The organism is Massilia sp. BGA-UO-ETr-WB1 (assembly GCF_059567845.1).
Genome location: NZ_JCAQOT010000021.1, coordinates 770,220 through 786,366 on the forward strand (window position 1 = coordinate 770,220; position 16,147 = coordinate 786,366).

At 66.2% G+C, this 16,147-nt stretch carries 13 protein-coding genes; 2 read left to right on the forward strand and 11 right to left on the reverse strand.

Annotated features, from left to right (window positions below; genetic code table 11):
* Positions 1 to 2: 2 nt before the first annotated feature.
* The 7 genes from AC56DV_RS08185 to queA all read right to left on the reverse strand — a co-directional run bounded on the left by AC56DV_RS08185 (position 3) and on the right by queA (position 8,687).
* Positions 3 to 2,084 (reverse strand): TonB-dependent siderophore receptor, encoded by a 2,082-nt coding sequence (locus AC56DV_RS08185; RefSeq protein WP_496313787.1) that lies wholly within the window; start codon positions 2,082 to 2,084, stop codon positions 3 to 5.
* Positions 2,085 to 2,295: 211 nt separating this feature from the next.
* Positions 2,296 to 2,988 (reverse strand): helix-turn-helix transcriptional regulator, encoded by a 693-nt coding sequence (locus AC56DV_RS08190; RefSeq protein WP_496313788.1) that lies wholly within the window; start codon positions 2,986 to 2,988, stop codon positions 2,296 to 2,298.
* 66 nt (positions 2,989 to 3,054) lie between these two features.
* A complete protein-coding gene (gene secF / locus AC56DV_RS08195) occupies positions 3,055 to 4,086 on the reverse strand; it encodes a protein translocase subunit SecF (protein ID WP_496313789.1) in 1,032 nt (343 codons plus the stop codon).
* A 21-nt stretch (positions 4,087 to 4,107) separates the two neighbouring features.
* Positions 4,108 to 5,976 (reverse strand): protein translocase subunit SecD, encoded by a 1,869-nt coding sequence (secD, locus tag AC56DV_RS08200; protein ID WP_496313790.1) that lies wholly within the window; start codon positions 5,974 to 5,976, stop codon positions 4,108 to 4,110.
* 63 nt (positions 5,977 to 6,039) lie between these two features.
* On the reverse strand, positions 6,040 to 6,369 hold the full coding sequence (gene yajC, locus AC56DV_RS08205) for a preprotein translocase subunit YajC (RefSeq protein ID WP_025595760.1): 330 nt from the start codon (positions 6,367 to 6,369) through the stop codon (positions 6,040 to 6,042).
* Positions 6,370 to 6,498: 129 nt separating this feature from the next.
* Positions 6,499 to 7,638: a tRNA guanosine(34) transglycosylase Tgt gene (tgt, locus tag AC56DV_RS08210; protein ID WP_496313791.1), complete on the reverse strand. Its 1,140-nt coding sequence runs from the start codon at positions 7,636 to 7,638 to the stop codon at positions 6,499 to 6,501.
* Positions 7,639 to 7,646: 8 nt separating this feature from the next.
* Positions 7,647 to 8,687 (reverse strand): tRNA preQ1(34) S-adenosylmethionine ribosyltransferase-isomerase QueA, encoded by a 1,041-nt coding sequence (queA, locus tag AC56DV_RS08215; RefSeq protein WP_496313792.1) that lies wholly within the window; start codon positions 8,685 to 8,687, stop codon positions 7,647 to 7,649.
* 66 nt (positions 8,688 to 8,753) lie between these two features.
* Between queA and recG the strand changes: the two genes are divergently transcribed.
* Together recG and AC56DV_RS08225 are read left to right on the forward strand one after the other, a co-directional pair.
* Positions 8,754 to 10,853 carry an ATP-dependent DNA helicase RecG gene (recG, locus tag AC56DV_RS08220; protein WP_496313793.1) on the forward strand — a complete coding sequence of 700 codons (2,100 nt, stop codon included), beginning with the start codon at positions 8,754 to 8,756 and terminating at the stop codon, positions 10,851 to 10,853.
* A gap of 70 nt (positions 10,854 to 10,923) precedes the next feature.
* On the forward strand, positions 10,924 to 11,928 hold the full coding sequence (locus tag AC56DV_RS08225; RefSeq protein ID WP_496313794.1) for a M23 family metallopeptidase: 1,005 nt from the start codon (positions 10,924 to 10,926) through the stop codon (positions 11,926 to 11,928).
* 74 nt (positions 11,929 to 12,002) lie between these two features.
* Here the strand turns inward: AC56DV_RS08225 and AC56DV_RS08230 are convergent, their stop codons facing one another.
* Genes AC56DV_RS08230 through pyrC form a run of 4 tightly spaced genes read right to left on the reverse strand, consistent with a single transcriptional unit; the run spans position 12,003 to position 16,135 of the window.
* Complete coding sequence (locus tag AC56DV_RS08230; RefSeq protein ID WP_496313795.1) at positions 12,003 to 13,220, reverse strand: MFS transporter; 1,218 nt, start codon at positions 13,218 to 13,220, stop codon at positions 12,003 to 12,005.
* Positions 13,221 to 13,245: 25 nt separating this feature from the next.
* Complete coding sequence (locus AC56DV_RS08235; RefSeq protein ID WP_496313796.1) at positions 13,246 to 14,235, reverse strand: Gfo/Idh/MocA family protein; 990 nt, start codon at positions 14,233 to 14,235, stop codon at positions 13,246 to 13,248.
* 32 nt (positions 14,236 to 14,267) lie between these two features.
* Positions 14,268 to 15,071: a DUF3025 domain-containing protein gene (locus AC56DV_RS08240; RefSeq protein WP_496313797.1), complete on the reverse strand. Its 804-nt coding sequence runs from the start codon at positions 15,069 to 15,071 to the stop codon at positions 14,268 to 14,270.
* 14 nt (positions 15,072 to 15,085) lie between these two features.
* A complete protein-coding gene (gene pyrC / locus AC56DV_RS08245) occupies positions 15,086 to 16,135 on the reverse strand; it encodes a dihydroorotase (RefSeq protein WP_496313798.1) in 1,050 nt (349 codons plus the stop codon).
* Positions 16,136 to 16,147: the final 12 nt, after the last annotated feature.

The following is a 16,147-nucleotide window of genomic DNA, read 5'->3' on the forward strand; positions in this document are numbered from 1 at the left end:
CGCTACAAATCCACTTTCATGCTGAGCTTGACGGCGCGCGGCAAGCCGGCCGACAAGCGCGTGCCGCCGGCCGCCCAGTACTGTTTGCCGCCCGCGTTTTCCACGTTGGCCTGCCAGGCGGTGCGCTTGCCGAACGCCTGCGTCACATAGCGCGTGCCGGCGCTGAACAGCGTGACGCCACCCAGCCATGCCTGGTTCAGATCGTTCACCGGGCGCTTGCCGGTGTAGTAGGCGCCGCCATTGAAGGACAAGCCCGGCACCGCGTCCAGCGCGTAGGACAGGAAGGCGCTGGCGGTCTGGCGCGCCGCGTTCTCGGGCAGCTTGCCGTTGTAGGCGGCGTTGATGTCGCGGAAGCGCGGGTCCAGCCACTGCGCCGAAGTCTGCCACGCCAGCCGGCGCGTGAGCTGGCCCTGGGTGGACAGCTCCAGTCCACGGTAGCGCTGCAGACCGTCGGCCACGTAGCGGTTGGCGCTGTTGGTGTAGTAGCCGGGACGCTCGATCTCGAACAGCGCCGCCGACAGCAGGGTGCCGCCACCTGTGCGCCAGCGCGTGCCCAGCTCGCGCTGCTTGCTCACGCCGGGCGCCAGGCGCTCGCCCTGGTTGACGGTGCCGGTAGGGCCGGTCTCGCCCTCCTCCAGCCCCTGCGCGGCGGAGGCGTAGAAGCTCAGGTCCGGCGCGGCCTTGTAGACCACGGCGGCCATCGGCGCGGTCTTGGCGGCGTCGTAGCGCGCGGCGCCCTGCTCGCTGCGGTAGTCGGCGCGGCGCAGGCCGGCGATCAGCTGCCACTGCGCTCCCAGCTCCATGCGGTCCAGCGCGTACAGGCCGGCGTCGCGCGAGGCCAGCGCCGTCGTGGTGGGCGCGGTGGGCACGGCGCCGTAGACGATGCTGGTGATCGGCAGCGGGTTATACAGGTTCTGCGCGGCGATGGTGTAGTTGGCCTGGTAGATCGGATCCTGGGTCTTGACGGTGCGGGTGGCGCCCAGGGTCAGCTCGTGGCGCACGGCGCCGGTGCTGAAGCTGCCGGCCAGTTCGGCGCGCAGCAGTTCGGAGGCGGTCACCGAGGTCTGGATATTGCCGTTGATGCGTCCGGCGCCGGTGGCCACGGCGGCGTTGTTGTTGAAGCGGAAAATGGCCAGGCGGCGGTCGCGTTCCGTCTCGGAGCGGCCCGCTTCCACCGTCAGCGCCCAGTTGCCGCTCAGCGCGTAGTCGGCGCGCAGCTGGGCGTTGGCCACGCGCGCTTCGAAGATGGCCTCTTCGGGGCCGACCAGGCGGCGCGGGTCCACCGCGCGCGGCAGCGGGATGGCGCCGTTGCCCACGGCGGGCAGCGCGATGCCGGCCTGCTCGGTCATCTTGCGGCGGTCGTATTCCAGGTCCGCCTTGAGCAGCAGGCGCGGCGACACGCGCCAGTCGAAGGCGGCCGAGGCGAAGCGGCGCTTGCCGTCGTCCACGCCGTCCAGGTGCGAGCCCAGCACGCCGCCGGCGGCGTTCACGCGCAGGCCGAACTGGCTGGCTTCGCCGAAGCGGCGCGCCACGTCGGCGCTGGCGACGGCGCTGCCGTTGTCGTCGATCTGCAGGCCGACGCTGGTGACGGGCGCCGTGCCGGCGCGCCTGGTGACGAAGTTCACCACCCCGGCCGGCGTGGTGAAGCCGTAGTACAGCGCGGAGGCGCCTTTCAGCACTTCCACCCGTTCCTTGTTCTCCATCGCCACCTGCGAGAAGTTCATGATGGGCAGCGAGCCGTTCAGGCGGTAGTTGGTGCGGTTCTCGACCGGGATGCCGCGTATTACCAGCTGGTCCCAGGTTTCGCCGGCGTTCTGCTGGCGCGTGACGCCGGCGGTGTTGCGCAGCGCGTCGTACAGCCCGCCCGCCGCCTGGAGCTCCAGCACTTCGCGCGTGACCACGTTGACGGTGGACGGCACGTCCATGATGCTGCTGCCGCGGAAGCTGCCCGCTTCCACCGTGTTCGGCACGAAGCCCTGGGCGCGCGCGGCGGTGATGCGCACCGTGCCGAGCACAGTATCGTCCTGGGCCCAGGCCAGGGACGACGCAGACAGCACGAAAGTGAGGAAGAAATAGCGGGGCATGAAGTGGCTTTCAAATTTGCAGTGACTGACCCGACATCATATCGCAAATGAGAATCATTCTCAAATTTAGGCAAAAAAAACCCGCCGGGGAGCGGCGGGTGAAGTCCAAAACTAGGGATGTCCTGAAAGAGACGGTTCCACTATAAGCCCGGGGGGCCGCGCACTCTGTGCGCTGATTAACGCAATCGGCAACTGTGCCGGCAGCCGCGCTCTAGCTCTCCTCGGTGATGCAGTTTTCCTCGCGCCATGTCTTGAGCAGCGCGTGGCGCGGAGTGGGATAGCGCTCTGCAATGGTGTCGGCGGACTGGATGCGGTCCATGCGGAAATGGCGCAACGCGCCGCGCATTTCGCAGAACGCGGCCAGCAGGCGCCGGCCTTCAAAATAGGCCAGCGCAAACGGCCACACCACGCGCTCGGAGGCGCGCCCCTGCTCGTCGCTGTAGCAGATGCGCAGCTTGTGCTGGCGCCGTATCGCCAGCCGCGCCGGCAGGATGTGCGGGTCTTCCCGCTGCTCGCTGCCGCCGATGGGCACCCACAAGCTGGTTTCGGCCATGTCGTCGCGCAGGTCCTTCGGGGTGGCGGTGGCGATCTTGGCCAGCGCGCTGGCGGCGGCCCGTGCCAGGTCCGGGTCGCCCTGGCGCTTGACCCAGCGCGCGCCCAGCACCAGCGCCTCCAGCTCGTCCGCGCCGAACATCAGCGGCGGCAGGAAGAAGCCGGCCCTCAGCAGGTAGCCGACGCCGGCCTCGCCCTCCAGCGGCGCGCCCAGCTCCGCCAGGGTTTGCATGTCGCGGTAGATGGTGCGCTCGGACACGCCCAGCTGCCCGGCCAGCACGGCCGCCGTCACCGGGCGCCGGTTGCCGCGCATGGCGTCCATCAGCTGGAATAGTCTTCCGGTACGGCTCATGGTGATCCTCGAGTATAAAAAATGCCGCCAGGCTTGCGCGTGGCGGCATTGTCCGGGGCAGCGGAATTAAACCACTGCGCCGTCGGTTTCGTCTTTCTCTTTGACCGGCTTGATCAGGTCTTCGCGCTTCACGCCCAGCCACATGGCCACTGCGGCAGCCACGAACACGGACGAGTAAATGCCGAAGCAGATACCGATGGTCAGCGCCACGGCGAAGTAGTGCAGGGTCGGGCCGCCGAACAGCAGCATCGACAGCACCATCATCTGGGTGCAGCCGTGGGTGATGATGGTACGCGAGATGGTGGAGGTGATCGCGTTGTCGATCACTTCATGCACCGAAGCCTTGCGCTGCTTGCGGAAGTTCTCGCGGATACGGTCGAAAATCACCACCGACTCGTTGACCGAGTAGCCCAGCACCGCCAGCACCGCCGCCAGCACCGTCAGCGAGAATTCCCACTGGAAGAAGGCGAAGAAGCCCAGGATGATGACCACGTCGTGCAAGTTCGCGATAATCGCCGCCACCGCGTACTTCCACTCGAAGCGCACGGCCAGGTAGATCATCACGCCGATAATCACCATCACCAGCGCGTTCAGGCCGTTCTGGGCCAGCTCGTCGCCCACCTGCGGGCCGACGAATTCCACCTTGTTCAGTTGCACGGTCTCGGCGCCGGCCGCGTCCACGCAGGCGTTCTTGGCGATCTGCTCGCCCTTGGCGGACACGGACTCCAAGCGCTTGACACTGCCGTTGTCGGCCTTGCACAGCGCCTCGAACACTTTTTGCGAGGCGTTGGCCGCGTCCGTGCCCTTCGCGCCCTGCACGATGGGCAGGCGCAGCATGACGTCGCGCGCGGTGCCGAAGCTGGTCACTTCCGGATGGTCGTAGCCCAGGCCCTGCACGGTGCTGCGGATCGATTCCAGGTTGGCAGCGTGCGGATACTTCACCTCCATCACGGTGCCGCCCTTGAATTCGATCGACAGGTGCAGGCCGTTCTGCCACAGGAAGAACACCGCCGCCACGAACGTCAGCGCCGACACCACGTTGAAGACCAACGCGTGGCGCATGAAGGGGATGTCTTTTCTAATGCGGAAAAATTCCATGAATATCTACCTTCTGTACGGTTATTTCGACTGGTCTGGAACCCAGACCGTGCCGATGGCGATGGACTGCAGCTTCTTCTTGCGGCCGTACCACAGGTTGACCACGCCGCGCGATACGACGACGGCGGAGAACATCGAAGTCAGAATGCCCAGGCAGTGCACCACGGCGAAGCCGCGCACGGCGCCCGAACCGAACACCAGCAGCGCCAGGCCGACGATCAGCGTGGTGACGTTGGAGTCCAGGATGGTGGCGAAGGCGCGGTCGAAGCCGGCCGCGATGGCCGCCTGCGGCGAGGCGCCGGAGCGCAGCTCTTCCCGGATCCGCTCGTTGATCAGCACGTTGGCGTCGATCGCCATACCCAGCGCCAGCGCGATAGCGGCGATGCCCGGCAGGGTCAGCGTGGCCTGCATCATCGACAGCAGCGCGATCAGCAGCAGCAGGTTGACGCCCAGCGCCAGCACGCTGAAGAAGCCGAACATCATGTAGTAGATGATCATGAACACGGCGATGGCGGCAAAGCCGTACACCATGGACAGCTGGCCCTTCTTGATGTTTTCCGCGCCCAGCGCAGGGCCGACGGTGCGTTCTTCGATGACGGTCATCGGCGCGTACAGCGCGCCCGAGCGCAGCAGCAGCGCCAGCTCGGCCGAGTTCTCGGCGTTGCCCATGCCGGTGATCTGGAAACTGCTGCCCAGTTCACTCTGGATGGTGGCAACCGACAGCACTTCCGGCTTGCCCTTCTGTTCGTACAGCACGATGGCCATCTTCTTGCCCACGCGTTCGCGGGTGGCTTCGCGCATCTTGCGGCCGCCGTCGCCGTTCAAGTCGATCGACACGGCGGGCTGCTGGTTCTGGTCGAAGCTGGCGGTGGCGCGCGAGATGTAGTCGCCGGTCAGCGTGATGTCCTTGGTCAGGATCACGGGCACGTTCTTGCCGACGGTAAACAGCTCGGAGTTGAACGGCACGGCCGCCTGCAGTTCGGTGCCGGGGGTGATGGTTTCGTCCACCATGCGCACTTCCAGGGTGGCGGTGCGGCCGATGATGGCCTTGGCGCGCGCCACGTCCTGCACGCCCGGCAGCTGGACCACGATGCGGTCCGGGCCCTGCTGCTGGATCACCGGCTCGGTCACGCCCAGTTCATTGACGCGCTTGGACAGCGTGGCGATGTTCTGGCGCACGCCGTTGTCCATGGCTTCCTTCAGCGCGGCCGGCTTCAGGTTCAGCGTCAGGGTCAGGTCGCTGCCGTCGCTGCCTTCGGCGGCGGTCAGGTCGGCCTGCTGCTCGAGGATGACGGCCTTGGCGGCGGCGCGGGTTTCGGCGTCGCGGAACTTCACCTCGACGGTGTTGCCCTTGCGCTCGATGCCGGCGTGGCGCACGTTCTTGTCGCGCAGCTGGGTGCGCACGGCGGTCTGGATGCCCTGCACGCGCTTGTCCAGCGCGGCCTGGACGTCCACCTGCATCAGGAAGTGCACGCCGCCGCGCAAGTCCAGGCCCAGGTACATCGGCAGCGCGCCGATCTTCTGCATCCAGGCCGGGGTGTTGGCGGTCAGGTTGTTGGTGACGATATAGGTCGGATCGTTGGCGTCCGGGTTGAGCGCGCGTTCCAGCGCCAGCTTGGCCTTGAACTGGGTATCGGTGTCGGAGAAGCGCACGCGCACGGAAACGCGGGTGCCGGTGCCGTCCAGGGTCACGGCCTCGTGCGCCAGTTTCTCCTGCTTGAGCAGGCTATCCACGCGGGCGCTCAGCTCACTGGTGACCTTGACGGTGGACTTGCCGCTGGTGACCTGCAGCGCGGGCGATTCGCCGAAATAGTTCGGCGCCGTATACAGTGCGCCCAGCAGCACGGTAATGGCGATGATGATGTACTTCCAGACAGGATAGCGATTCATATATTCTGCGTTCCAGGAGAGACTCAAACGGGCCGCGTATGCTGGATAGGCGGCCCGTGGTGATTACAGCGCTTTCAGCGTGCCCTTAGGCAGCAGCGTGGTGATCGATGGCTTCTGCACCACGATCTCGGTGCCGGCGGCCACTTCCAGGGTCACGTAGACGTCGGTCACTTTCGAGACCTTGCCCAGGATGCCGCCGGCGGTGACGACTTCGTCGCCCTTGGCCAGCGCGTCCATCATCGCTTTCTGTTCCTTGGCGCGCTTTTGCTGAGGACGGATCATCAGGAAATACATGACCACGAACATCAGGACCAGCGGCAGGAAGCTGGTGAGGTTGCCGCCCAGGCCGAGTGCGTCTGTAGGGGCTTGAGCGTAGGCATTGGAAATGAACACAGGGAACTCCAGTAGTTATATTAGTTTGAAAAAATAGCGCTGTATTCTAGCATTGGCCGGTCCGGGCTAGACGTTTCCACCATGTGGGGCCAGTAAATGTTTTTGCAAGCTTGCTGCTTATACGCCACGTCACACGCCGCGGCTGCGGTCGGCGTGGAATTGCGCCACCCACGACGGGAAACGGTCCTCGTCCAGCGCCTCGCGCATCTGGCGCATGATGTCGAGGTAATAATGCAGGTTGTGGATGGTGTTCAGGCGCGCGCCCAGGATCTCCTGCGAGCGGTGCAGGTGGTGCAGGTAGGCGCGCGAGAAGTTGCGGCAGGCGTAGCAGGAGCAGGTTTCGTCCAGCGGCTGCGTGTCTTCCTTGTAGCGCGCGTTCTTGATCTTGATGTCGCCGAAGCGGGTGAAGATCCAGCCGTTGCGCGCGTTGCGGGTCGGCATCACGCAGTCGAACATGTCCACCCCGTTCGACACACCGGCCACCAGGTCTTCGGGCGTGCCCACGCCCATCAGGTAGTGCGGCTTGTTGGGCGGCAGGCGCGGGCCGACGTGGGCTAGCACGCGCATCATGTCTTCCTTCGGCTCGCCCACCGACAGGCCGCCGATGGCCAGGCCGGGGAAGTCGATCTCTTCCAGTTTGGCCAGCGATTCGTCGCGCAGGTTCTCGAACATGCCGCCCTGGACGATGCCGAACAGCGCGTTCGGGTTCTCGCCGCGGTTGAACTCGTCCATGGAGCGCTGCGCCCAGCGCAGCGACATGCGCATCGACTTGGCCGCTTCGTCCACGGTGGCCGGACGGCCCTGGATTTCGTACGGGGTGCATTCGTCGAACTGCATCACGATGTCCGAGTTCAGCACGCGCTGGATCTGCATCGAGATTTCCGGCGACAGGAACAGCTTGTCGCCGTTGATGGGCGAATTGAAGTGCACGCCCTCTTCCGTGATCTTGCGCATGTCGCCCAGCGAAAACACCTGGAAGCCGCCCGAGTCGGTCAGGATGGGCTTGTCCCAGCCCATGAAGCCGTGCAGGCCGCCGAACTTGGACATCACGTCGTTGCCGGGGCGCAGCCACAGGTGGAAGGTGTTGCCCAGGATGATCTGGGCGCCGATTTCCTTCAGCTCCAGCGGCGACATGGCCTTGACCGAGCCGTAGGTGCCGACCGGCATGAAGATCGGCGTCTGCACTTCGCCATGGTTCAGTTTCACGGTGCCGCGGCGGGCCTTGGTCAAGCCGGTGGTGTCGGTCTTGATGAGTTTAAATTCCAGCATGGTTTTCCTTATTGTGCTCGGGACTGCGTCGTCAGCAGCATCGCATCGCCGTAGCTGAAGAAGCGGTATTCGTTGGCGATCGCGTGGGCGTAGGCCTGGCGGATCTCGTCATAGCCCGCGAAGGCCGACACCAGCATCAGCAGGGTCGACTTCGGCAGGTGGAAATTGGTGATCAGGCGGGTGACCGTCTTGAATTGGTAGCCCGGCGTGATGAACAGGGCCGTGTCGGCGCTGCCGGCTTCCAGCGATCCGCTCTGCGAGGCCGATTCCAGCGCGCGCAGGCTGGTGGTGCCCACGGCGATCACGTCGCGGCCGGCGGCGCGGGTGGCGCGCACCGCGTCCACCGTCGCTTGCGGCATGGTGTACCACTCGGTGTGCATCTTGTGCTCGGCCAGGTTCTCGGTGCGCACCGGCTGGAAGGTGCCGGCGCCCACGTGCAGCGTGACGTAGGCGAAGTTGACGCCCTTGTCCTTCAGTTTCTGCAGCAGCGCTTCGTCGAAGTGCAGGCCGGCGGTGGGCGCGGCCACGGCGCCGGGCACCTTGTTGAACACGGTCTGGTAGCGGGTTTCGTCGAATTCGTCGGCGGCGTGCTCGATGTAGGGCGGCAGCGGCAGGCGGCCATGCGCTTCGATCAGTTCGAACACGTCGGCATCGAAGTGCAGCGTGTAGAACTCGCCGGCGCGCTCGCCGACGGTGACGTCGAAGGCGTCCGCCAGGCGGATCTTCACGCCGGGGCCGGGCGACTTGGAGGCGCGCACCTGCGCCAGCACGGTGCGGGTGTCCAGCACGCGCTCCACCAGCGCCTCGACCTTGCCGCCGCTGTCCTTGACGCCGAAGAAACGGGCCTTCAGCACGCGGGTGTCGTTCATCACCAGCAGGTCGCCGGCCTGGAGCTGGTCCAGGATATCGGTGAACTGGCGGTCGTGCAGCGCGAGGGCCGCGCCTTGTCCATCCACGTGCAGCAGGCGCGATGCGCTGCGGTCCGGCAGAGGAAATTGCGCTATGCGCTCCTGTGGCAAGTTAAAATCGAAATCTGATAGAGAATACATGACGCACTTCTGAAACTGTTGGGCAACCCTCTATTTTACGCTAGTAGCCCGCAAAGCACCTGAAATATGCCCGTACCGACGCAAAAACCTGTCAAGAAACCCGCAGCTAACGTACGCAAAAGCGGCGGCAAGCTCACCGCCGCCAACGCCGAAGCCAAGCTCGCCAAACTGGGCCTGCGCACCGATATGGACCTGGTGCTGCACCTGCCCATGCGCTACGAGGACGAAACGCAGGTGTTCACAATAGCGGATGCCTGCCTGCGCGGCGGGCAGACCTGGCAGGTGGAGGGCGTGGTGACCAAGAACGAAATCACCTTCAAGCCCCGGCGCCAGCTGCTGGTGCACATCGCCGACGAAACCGGCGACATCCAGCTGCGCTTCATGAACTTCTACGGCAGCCAGGTCAAACAGCTGGCCGAAGGCACGCGGGTGCGTGCGCGCGGCGAAGTGAAGCACGGCTTCTTCGGCGCGGAGATGGTGCATCCGGTATACAAAGTCATCAACGAAGGCGCGCCGCTGCCGACCGCGCTCACGCCGGTGTACCCGTCCGGCGAAGGCCTGCCGCAATACATCCTGCGGCGCGCCATCACCGACGCCATGAAGCGCGTGGACTGGACCGACACCCTGCCGGCGGAACTGGTGCGGCGCATGCACCTGAGCGACTTCGAACCGGCCGTGCGCCTGCTGCACTACCCCACGCCGGAGGTGGACGAGCACGCGCTGATGGACCGCTCGCACCCGGCCTGGACCCGGGTGAAGTTCGACGAACTGCTGGCGCAGCAGCTGTCGCTGAAACGCGCGCAGCAGGCGCGCCGCTCCAAGGGCGCGGCCGCGCTGAAGAAAGTGGGCCAGCTGTCGAAGGCCTTCCAGGCCGCGCTGCCGTTCAAGCTGACCAAGGCGCAGCAGCGCGTGCTGGACGAGATCCGCGCCGACCTGCGCCAGCAGTACCCGATGCAGCGCCTGCTGCAGGGCGACGTGGGCGCCGGCAAGACGGTGGTGGCCGCGCTGGCGGCGGCGCAAGCCATCGACAGCGGCTACCAGGCCGCGCTGATGGCGCCCACCGAGATCCTGGCCGACCAGCACTTCCGCAAGATCGCCGCGTGGATGGAACCGCTGGGCGTGAAGGTGGTGTGGCTGACGGGCAGCCTGAAGAAAAAGGAAAAGACGCTGGCCACCGAGCTGGTGGAATCCGGCGAGGCGCGGCTGGTGATCGGCACCCACGCGCTGATCCAGGACACGGTGCAGTTCGAAAACCTGGGCCTGGTGATCGTGGACGAGCAGCACCGCTTCGGCGTGGGCCAGCGCCTCACCTTGCGCAACAAGGGCAGCGAGGGCGCCATTCCGCACCAGCTGATGATGTCCGCCACGCCGATTCCGCGCACCCTGGCCATGACTTACTACGCCGACCTGGAAGTGTCGGTGATCGACGAGCTGCCGCCGGGCCGCACGCCCATCGTCACGCGCGCCATCGACCAGAACCGGCGCGACGAAGTGGTGGCCCGCGTGCACGCGGCGGCGCTGGAAGGGCGGCAGGTGTACTGGGTCTGCCCGCTGATCGAGGAATCGGAAGCGCTGCAGCTGCAGACCGCCACCGAAACGCACCAGCTGCTGGCCGAGGCGCTGCCGGACCTGAACGTGGGCCTGGTGCACGGCCGTCTCAAGCCCGCCGAGAAGCAGGCCATCATGGACGCCTTCAGCGCCAACGAGATGCAGGTGCTGGTGGCCACCACGGTGATCGAGGTGGGCGTGGACGTGCCGAACGCCTCGCTGATGGTGATCGAGCACGCCGAGCGCTTCGGCCTGTCGCAGCTGCACCAGCTGCGCGGGCGCGTGGGCCGGGGCTCGGCGGCCAGCGTATGCCTGCTGCTGTATCAAAGCCCGCTGGGCCAGATCGCCAAGCAGCGCCTGATGACGATGCGCGAGACCACGGACGGCTTCGAGATCGCGCGGCGCGACCTGGAGATACGCGGGCCCGGCGAATTCCTCGGCTCGCGCCAGAGCGGCCAGGCCATGCTGCGCTTTGCCGACCTGGAGACCGACGGCTGGCTGGTGGACCAGGCGCGCGACGCCGCCCACGCCCTGCTGCACGACCCGGCCAGCGCGGAAACGGTGGAAACCCACCTGGAGCGCTGGCTGGGCGGCCGCGAAGAGTTCCTGAAAGTTTGATGGCCGGTTAAGTTGCAATAATTGCACCACGTTGCACGATGGAACGGGCTGTGCGAAACTCGCCCACCTTATGCGCACATTCTCCACCTCCATCCTGTCCCTGGCCGTCGCCGCAGCCTGTTTTCAACTGGCGCAGCCTGCGCATGCCGAGCCGCAGCACGCGGCAGCGGCAGCGGCAGTACCGGCGGCATCGGCGGCACCGGTGGCCGGCGCAGCGCAGCCCGCGCATGTGCCGGCGGTGCAAGCCACGCCCGCTCCGGCAGCGGCAGCTCCGGCGGCATCGGGCACGGCGGCGGTGGGAGCCACGGCGGCGCCGTCCGGCGGCTCAGCGCTGGGCGCGACCGTGGTGGCAGCGGTAGGAACAACCGCAGGCGCCATGGTGGGCGCGATGCTGGGACCAAAACCAGGACCGGCGCCGGTGGCGGCGACGCCTGAAACCGGAACCGCCGCAGCGGAGAAACCAAAATCCAAGTGGCTCTGGCCGCTGGAAAGCGCCAAAGCCCGCGTCAGCAGCTTCTTCGGCGCGCTGCGCGGCCGGCGCGCCCATGGCGGCGTGGACATCTCCACCCCGGTCGGCACGCCCGTCAAGGCGACCGACAGCGGCATCGTGGTGGCCTCCACCAACCGTTACCTGGGCGACAAGAAATACGGCGAAGTAGTGGTGATCGAGCACCTGAACGGCTTCAAATCGCTGTACGCGCACCTGAACACGCGCGACGTGAAAGTGGGCGACGAAGTCAAGGCCGGCCAGTCCATCGGGCAGTCCGGCCAGACTGGCCACTCAACCGGTCCGCACCTGCACCTGGAAGCGTTCTACAACGGCGCCCGCACCGACCCGGGGCACCTGCTGGCAGGCCTGGAAGACATCGCACTGCCCTCCGCGCTGAATGCCAAGCAATACACCTCGACCGACGGCAGCTTCGTCACCAAGGCCCCCTACGTGGCGCGCGCCAAGGCAGGCAGGACATCCTCCAGAGCCGGCAAGACCAAGGCAGGCAAAACCGGCAAAGCGGCGCCTCAGAAACACATCAAGAAGCGCGCGCCCAAGTCCAGCAAGAAGTCCGGCCGCAAATAAGCCAGGAAGACCAGCGCCAGCACGGCCGCCATTCCCGCCCGTATCAGCCAGGTTTTCACGCCACCCTCCCTCGCCTACGCGGGCTTGAGCGCGCCGCGCGCCAGCGGACGCTCGTCCACCGGCAGATTGGCCAGCCCCGCCATCACGCCCAGCGCGATCGCAATGCCCCACACCACGTCGTAATTACCCTGCAAGGCAAACAGGTAGCCGCCCAGCCACACGCCGAGGAAGCTGCCGATCTGGTGCGAGAAGAACACCACGCCGGCCAGCATGGACATATGCTTGACGCCGAAAATGCCCGCGATGACGCCATTGGTGAGCGGCACCGTGGACAGCCAGATGAAGCCCATCGCCGCTGCGAACAGGTACACCGACATGGCCGACAGGGGCGCCAGCAGGAACAGCCCGATCACGACGGAGCGGATAAAGTAAATCCCCGACAGCAGGTAGCGCTTGGGCACCATGCCGCCCCACTTGCCCGCGTAATAGGAGCCGAAGATGTTGAACAGGCCGATCAGCGCCAGCGCCATCACGGCCAGCTTGGGGTCCGCCATACCCTTGTCCTTCAGGTAGGCCGGCAGGTGCACCGCGATGAACACCACCTGGAAGCCGCACACGAAATAGCCCGCCACCAGGAACAGGAAGGAACGGTTGCGCATCGCTTCGCCGAAGGCGTCGCCGATGCTCTGGTGTGCGGCGCCGGCCGGCGCCACCGGCGGCTCGCGCAGGAAGAAGGCCATCGGCACCATGGCGATGATGACCGCCGCCGCCAGCATGTAAAAGGCGCCCTGCCAGCCCACCGACGAAATCAGGTACTGCTCCAGCGGCATCATGAGGAACTGGCCGAATGAGCTGGCCGCGCCGGACACGCCGAAGGCCCACGAGCGCCGCTCCACCGGCGCCACGCGGCCGATGATGCCGCTGACCGCGCCGAACGCAGTGCAGGACAGCCCGAGGCCGATGAAGACGCCGGAACCGATGATGAACAGCGTCGGCTGCGTCACCACCGCCATCCACACCAGGCCCGCCATGTAGCTGAGCGCCCCGACCAGCACCACGCGCATGGTGCCGTAACGGTCTGCGGCCATGCCGGCGAAGGGACCGAACGCGCCCCACAGCAGATTCTGCAAAGCCAGCGCCAGCGAATAGGTTTCGCGGGTCCAGCCGTTGGCTTCCGAGATGGGCTGCATCCAGAAGCCGAAGCCGTGGCGTACGCCCATGGCCAACGTCAGCACCACGCCGCTGGCCAGCAGCACGGATTTGAGCGTCGGTACGCGGTCTGATGTGAACATGGCGTGTCCCTTGGTTATTGTATGGTTACCGCGCGTCGGCGCTGTAACGCACGCCGATCTGGGCGCGCATGGTGTCGAGTATGCCCATCAGGGCGATGCTTTCATCCAGCGGCATGACCGGGCTTTCCAGCAGGCCCTCGCGCAGGCAGCGCACCACCTCGGCCGCTTCATGCGGGTAGCCGTTGCCACTGCGCGGGATGTGCAGCTCGGTCTTGCTGCCGTCGGCCAGTTCCACCGTCAGCGAATTGGTGTAGTGGAAGCGCGGATTCAGGCGCACATAGCCCTTGTCGCCGGAGATGGTCAGTTCGCACGGCGTGCGGGCGCGCAGGCTGGAGAGGCAGGAGGACACCGCGCCGCTTTCATGCTTGAGCGTGAACGATGCCTGCACGTCGACGCCGGTGGCGCCCAGTTCGCCCTGCGCCTGCACCGATGCGACCGGGCCGAGGAAGAAGGCCGACAGCGACAGCGGATAGATGCCCAGGTCGAGCAGCGAGCCGCCGCCCAGTTCGGGGTTGAACAGGCGGTGCTCGGGGCCGGCGTCCGAAGCGAAGCCGAAGTCCGCCGCCACGCTGGCGGGCTTGCCGATTTCGCCGCTGTCGACAATGCGCTTGGCTTCCACGATGGCCGGCATGAAGCGGCTCCACATCGCTTCCATCATGAACAGTTTCTTGGCGCGCGCCAGGGCCACTATTTCTTCCGCTTCGCGGCGGTTCACGGTGAACGATTTTTCCACCAGCAGCGCCTTGCCGCCGTTCAGGCACATGATGGCGTTTGCGTGGTGCATGGGGTGCGGGGTGGCGATGTAGACGACGTCCACTTCAGGGTCGTCGGCCAGCGCCTGGTAGGTGGGGTGGCAGCGGGCCACGCCGAATTCGGCGCCGAAAGCGTCGGCACTTTCCCGTGTGCGCGATGCTACCGCTACCAGTTCGGCGCCGGGCGTGTCGCGCAGGCCTTCCGCCATTGCCTTGGCGATTTTTCCCGTGCCCAGAATGCCCCAGCGGATTACCTTTTCCATCGTTTGTTTCGCTTTCTGCCGCACGGGCGGCGCTACGGTTTTCGTTTTGGGCGGAAGACCGCCGCATCGCTATAAAATTCGTCGTCCTGCTGCGGCCACCAGCCCGGCACGCCAAGCACCGGCAGCGGAGTGAAGGACGCCTTGCTCAGCCCTTCTTGCGCCAGCTCGCGCGCAAGCTGCCGGTCCAGCCAGGCCTGCTGCGCACCGCGCTCCAGTGCGAAGTAGGCGTCGTCCGCCATCACCACGCGCGTGTGGGCGGTGATGGCCTTGTACGGCGCCACCAGCTTTTCCATCAGCGCGTGGCCGAACAGCCAGACCTGCGCATCCTTGTCGAACAAGGCGCGCAGGTCGATGAACGCTTTGCGCCATTCATGGCCGCGCAACGCCTGCACCAGCGCCGTGCCCTGCTCCGACTCGCGCACCACCAGCAGCGCGGCGTTCTCGTCGAACAGCGTGGCGGCGTCGCGCGCGGGCCCGCGCGACTTGCCGACGCCGTCCTGCGCGATCTGCGCGGCCTGCAAGGCATTCAGCTGCTGCTTGATGCGCGGGAAGCTGAGCCACACCAGGGCGTTGAAGAAGTCGTGCAGGTTTTCGCGCGTGGGCACGCCGCCCGTGGCGTCGATGAACTCCTCGTAGGCCACGCCTTCCGGCAGCGCGCTTTGCGGCACGAATGCCAGCGGCAGCCCTTGATGATTGCACAATTCGCGCGCGCCTGCTTGCGCGTTGAAGAAAGGGATGATGCTGGCCGCGCCGAAGTCCACGTCGACGCCCGCCGCCGCAGCGGCGGCGCGCACCGAGTGGTACCAGGGCTGCGCCCAGTCGATTGCTGCAAACACGCTAGCTGCCAGCCTTAAGCCATTTTCCAGTTGATGGTTTCGCCTGCATTCAGCGGCACCACTTCCAGCTCGCCTAGCGGCAGCGTGGCCGGCAGCGTCCACTGTTCGCGGCGCAGGGTGATGGTGCCGGCGTTCGGCTCCAGGTTGTAGAAGGCCGGGCCGTTCAGGCTGGCGAAGGCTTCCAGCTTGTCCAGCGCGCCGGCGCGTTCGAAGGCTTCGGCGTACATCTCCATCGCATGCAGCGCGGTGTAGCAGCCGGCGCACCCGCAGGCGTGCTCCTTGGCGCCCTGCGCGTGCGGCGCGGAGTCGGTGCCGAGGAAGAAGCGCTCATCGCCGCTGGTGGCGGCCGTCATCAGCGCCAGCCGGTGCTCTTCGCGCTTCAGGATAGGCAGGCAGTAGTAGTGCGGGCGGATGCCGCCCTTGAAGATCTCGTTGCGGTTGTACAGCAGGTGGTGCGCGGTGATGGTCGCGGCGATCGGGCCTTCCGCTTCGGCCACGTATTCAGCCGCCTGGCGCGTGGTGATATGTTCGAACACCACCTTCAGCTCGGGAAAGTCCTTGCGCAGCGGGCGCATCACGCGTTCGATGAAGACCGCTTCGCGGTCGAACACGTCCACTTCCGGGTCGGTCACTTCGCCGTGCACCAGGAAAGGCAGATCCAGTTCCTGCATCACTTCCAGCGTCTTGTAGCAGTTTTTCAGGTCGGTCACGCCCGCGTCGGAATTGGTGGTGGCGCCGGCCGGGTACAGCTTCACGGCGTGCACGAAACCGCTGTCGACGGCGCGGCGGATCTCGTCCGGGTCGGTATTGTTGGTCAGGTACAGCGTCATCAGCGGCTCAAAGCTCATCCCGGCCGGCAGCGCTGCCAGGATGCGGCTGCGGTAGGCTTCGGCGGCGGCCACGGTGGTGACCGGCGGCTTCAGGTTGGGCATGACGATGGCGCGGCCGAACTGGCGCGCGCTGTGCGGCAGCACGCTGGCCATGGTGGCGCCGTCGCGCAGGTGCAAATGCCAGTCGTCTGGGCGGGTGATGGTGATGCTGTCAGGGGTAGCAATGTTGGACATGGCGGCTGCTCT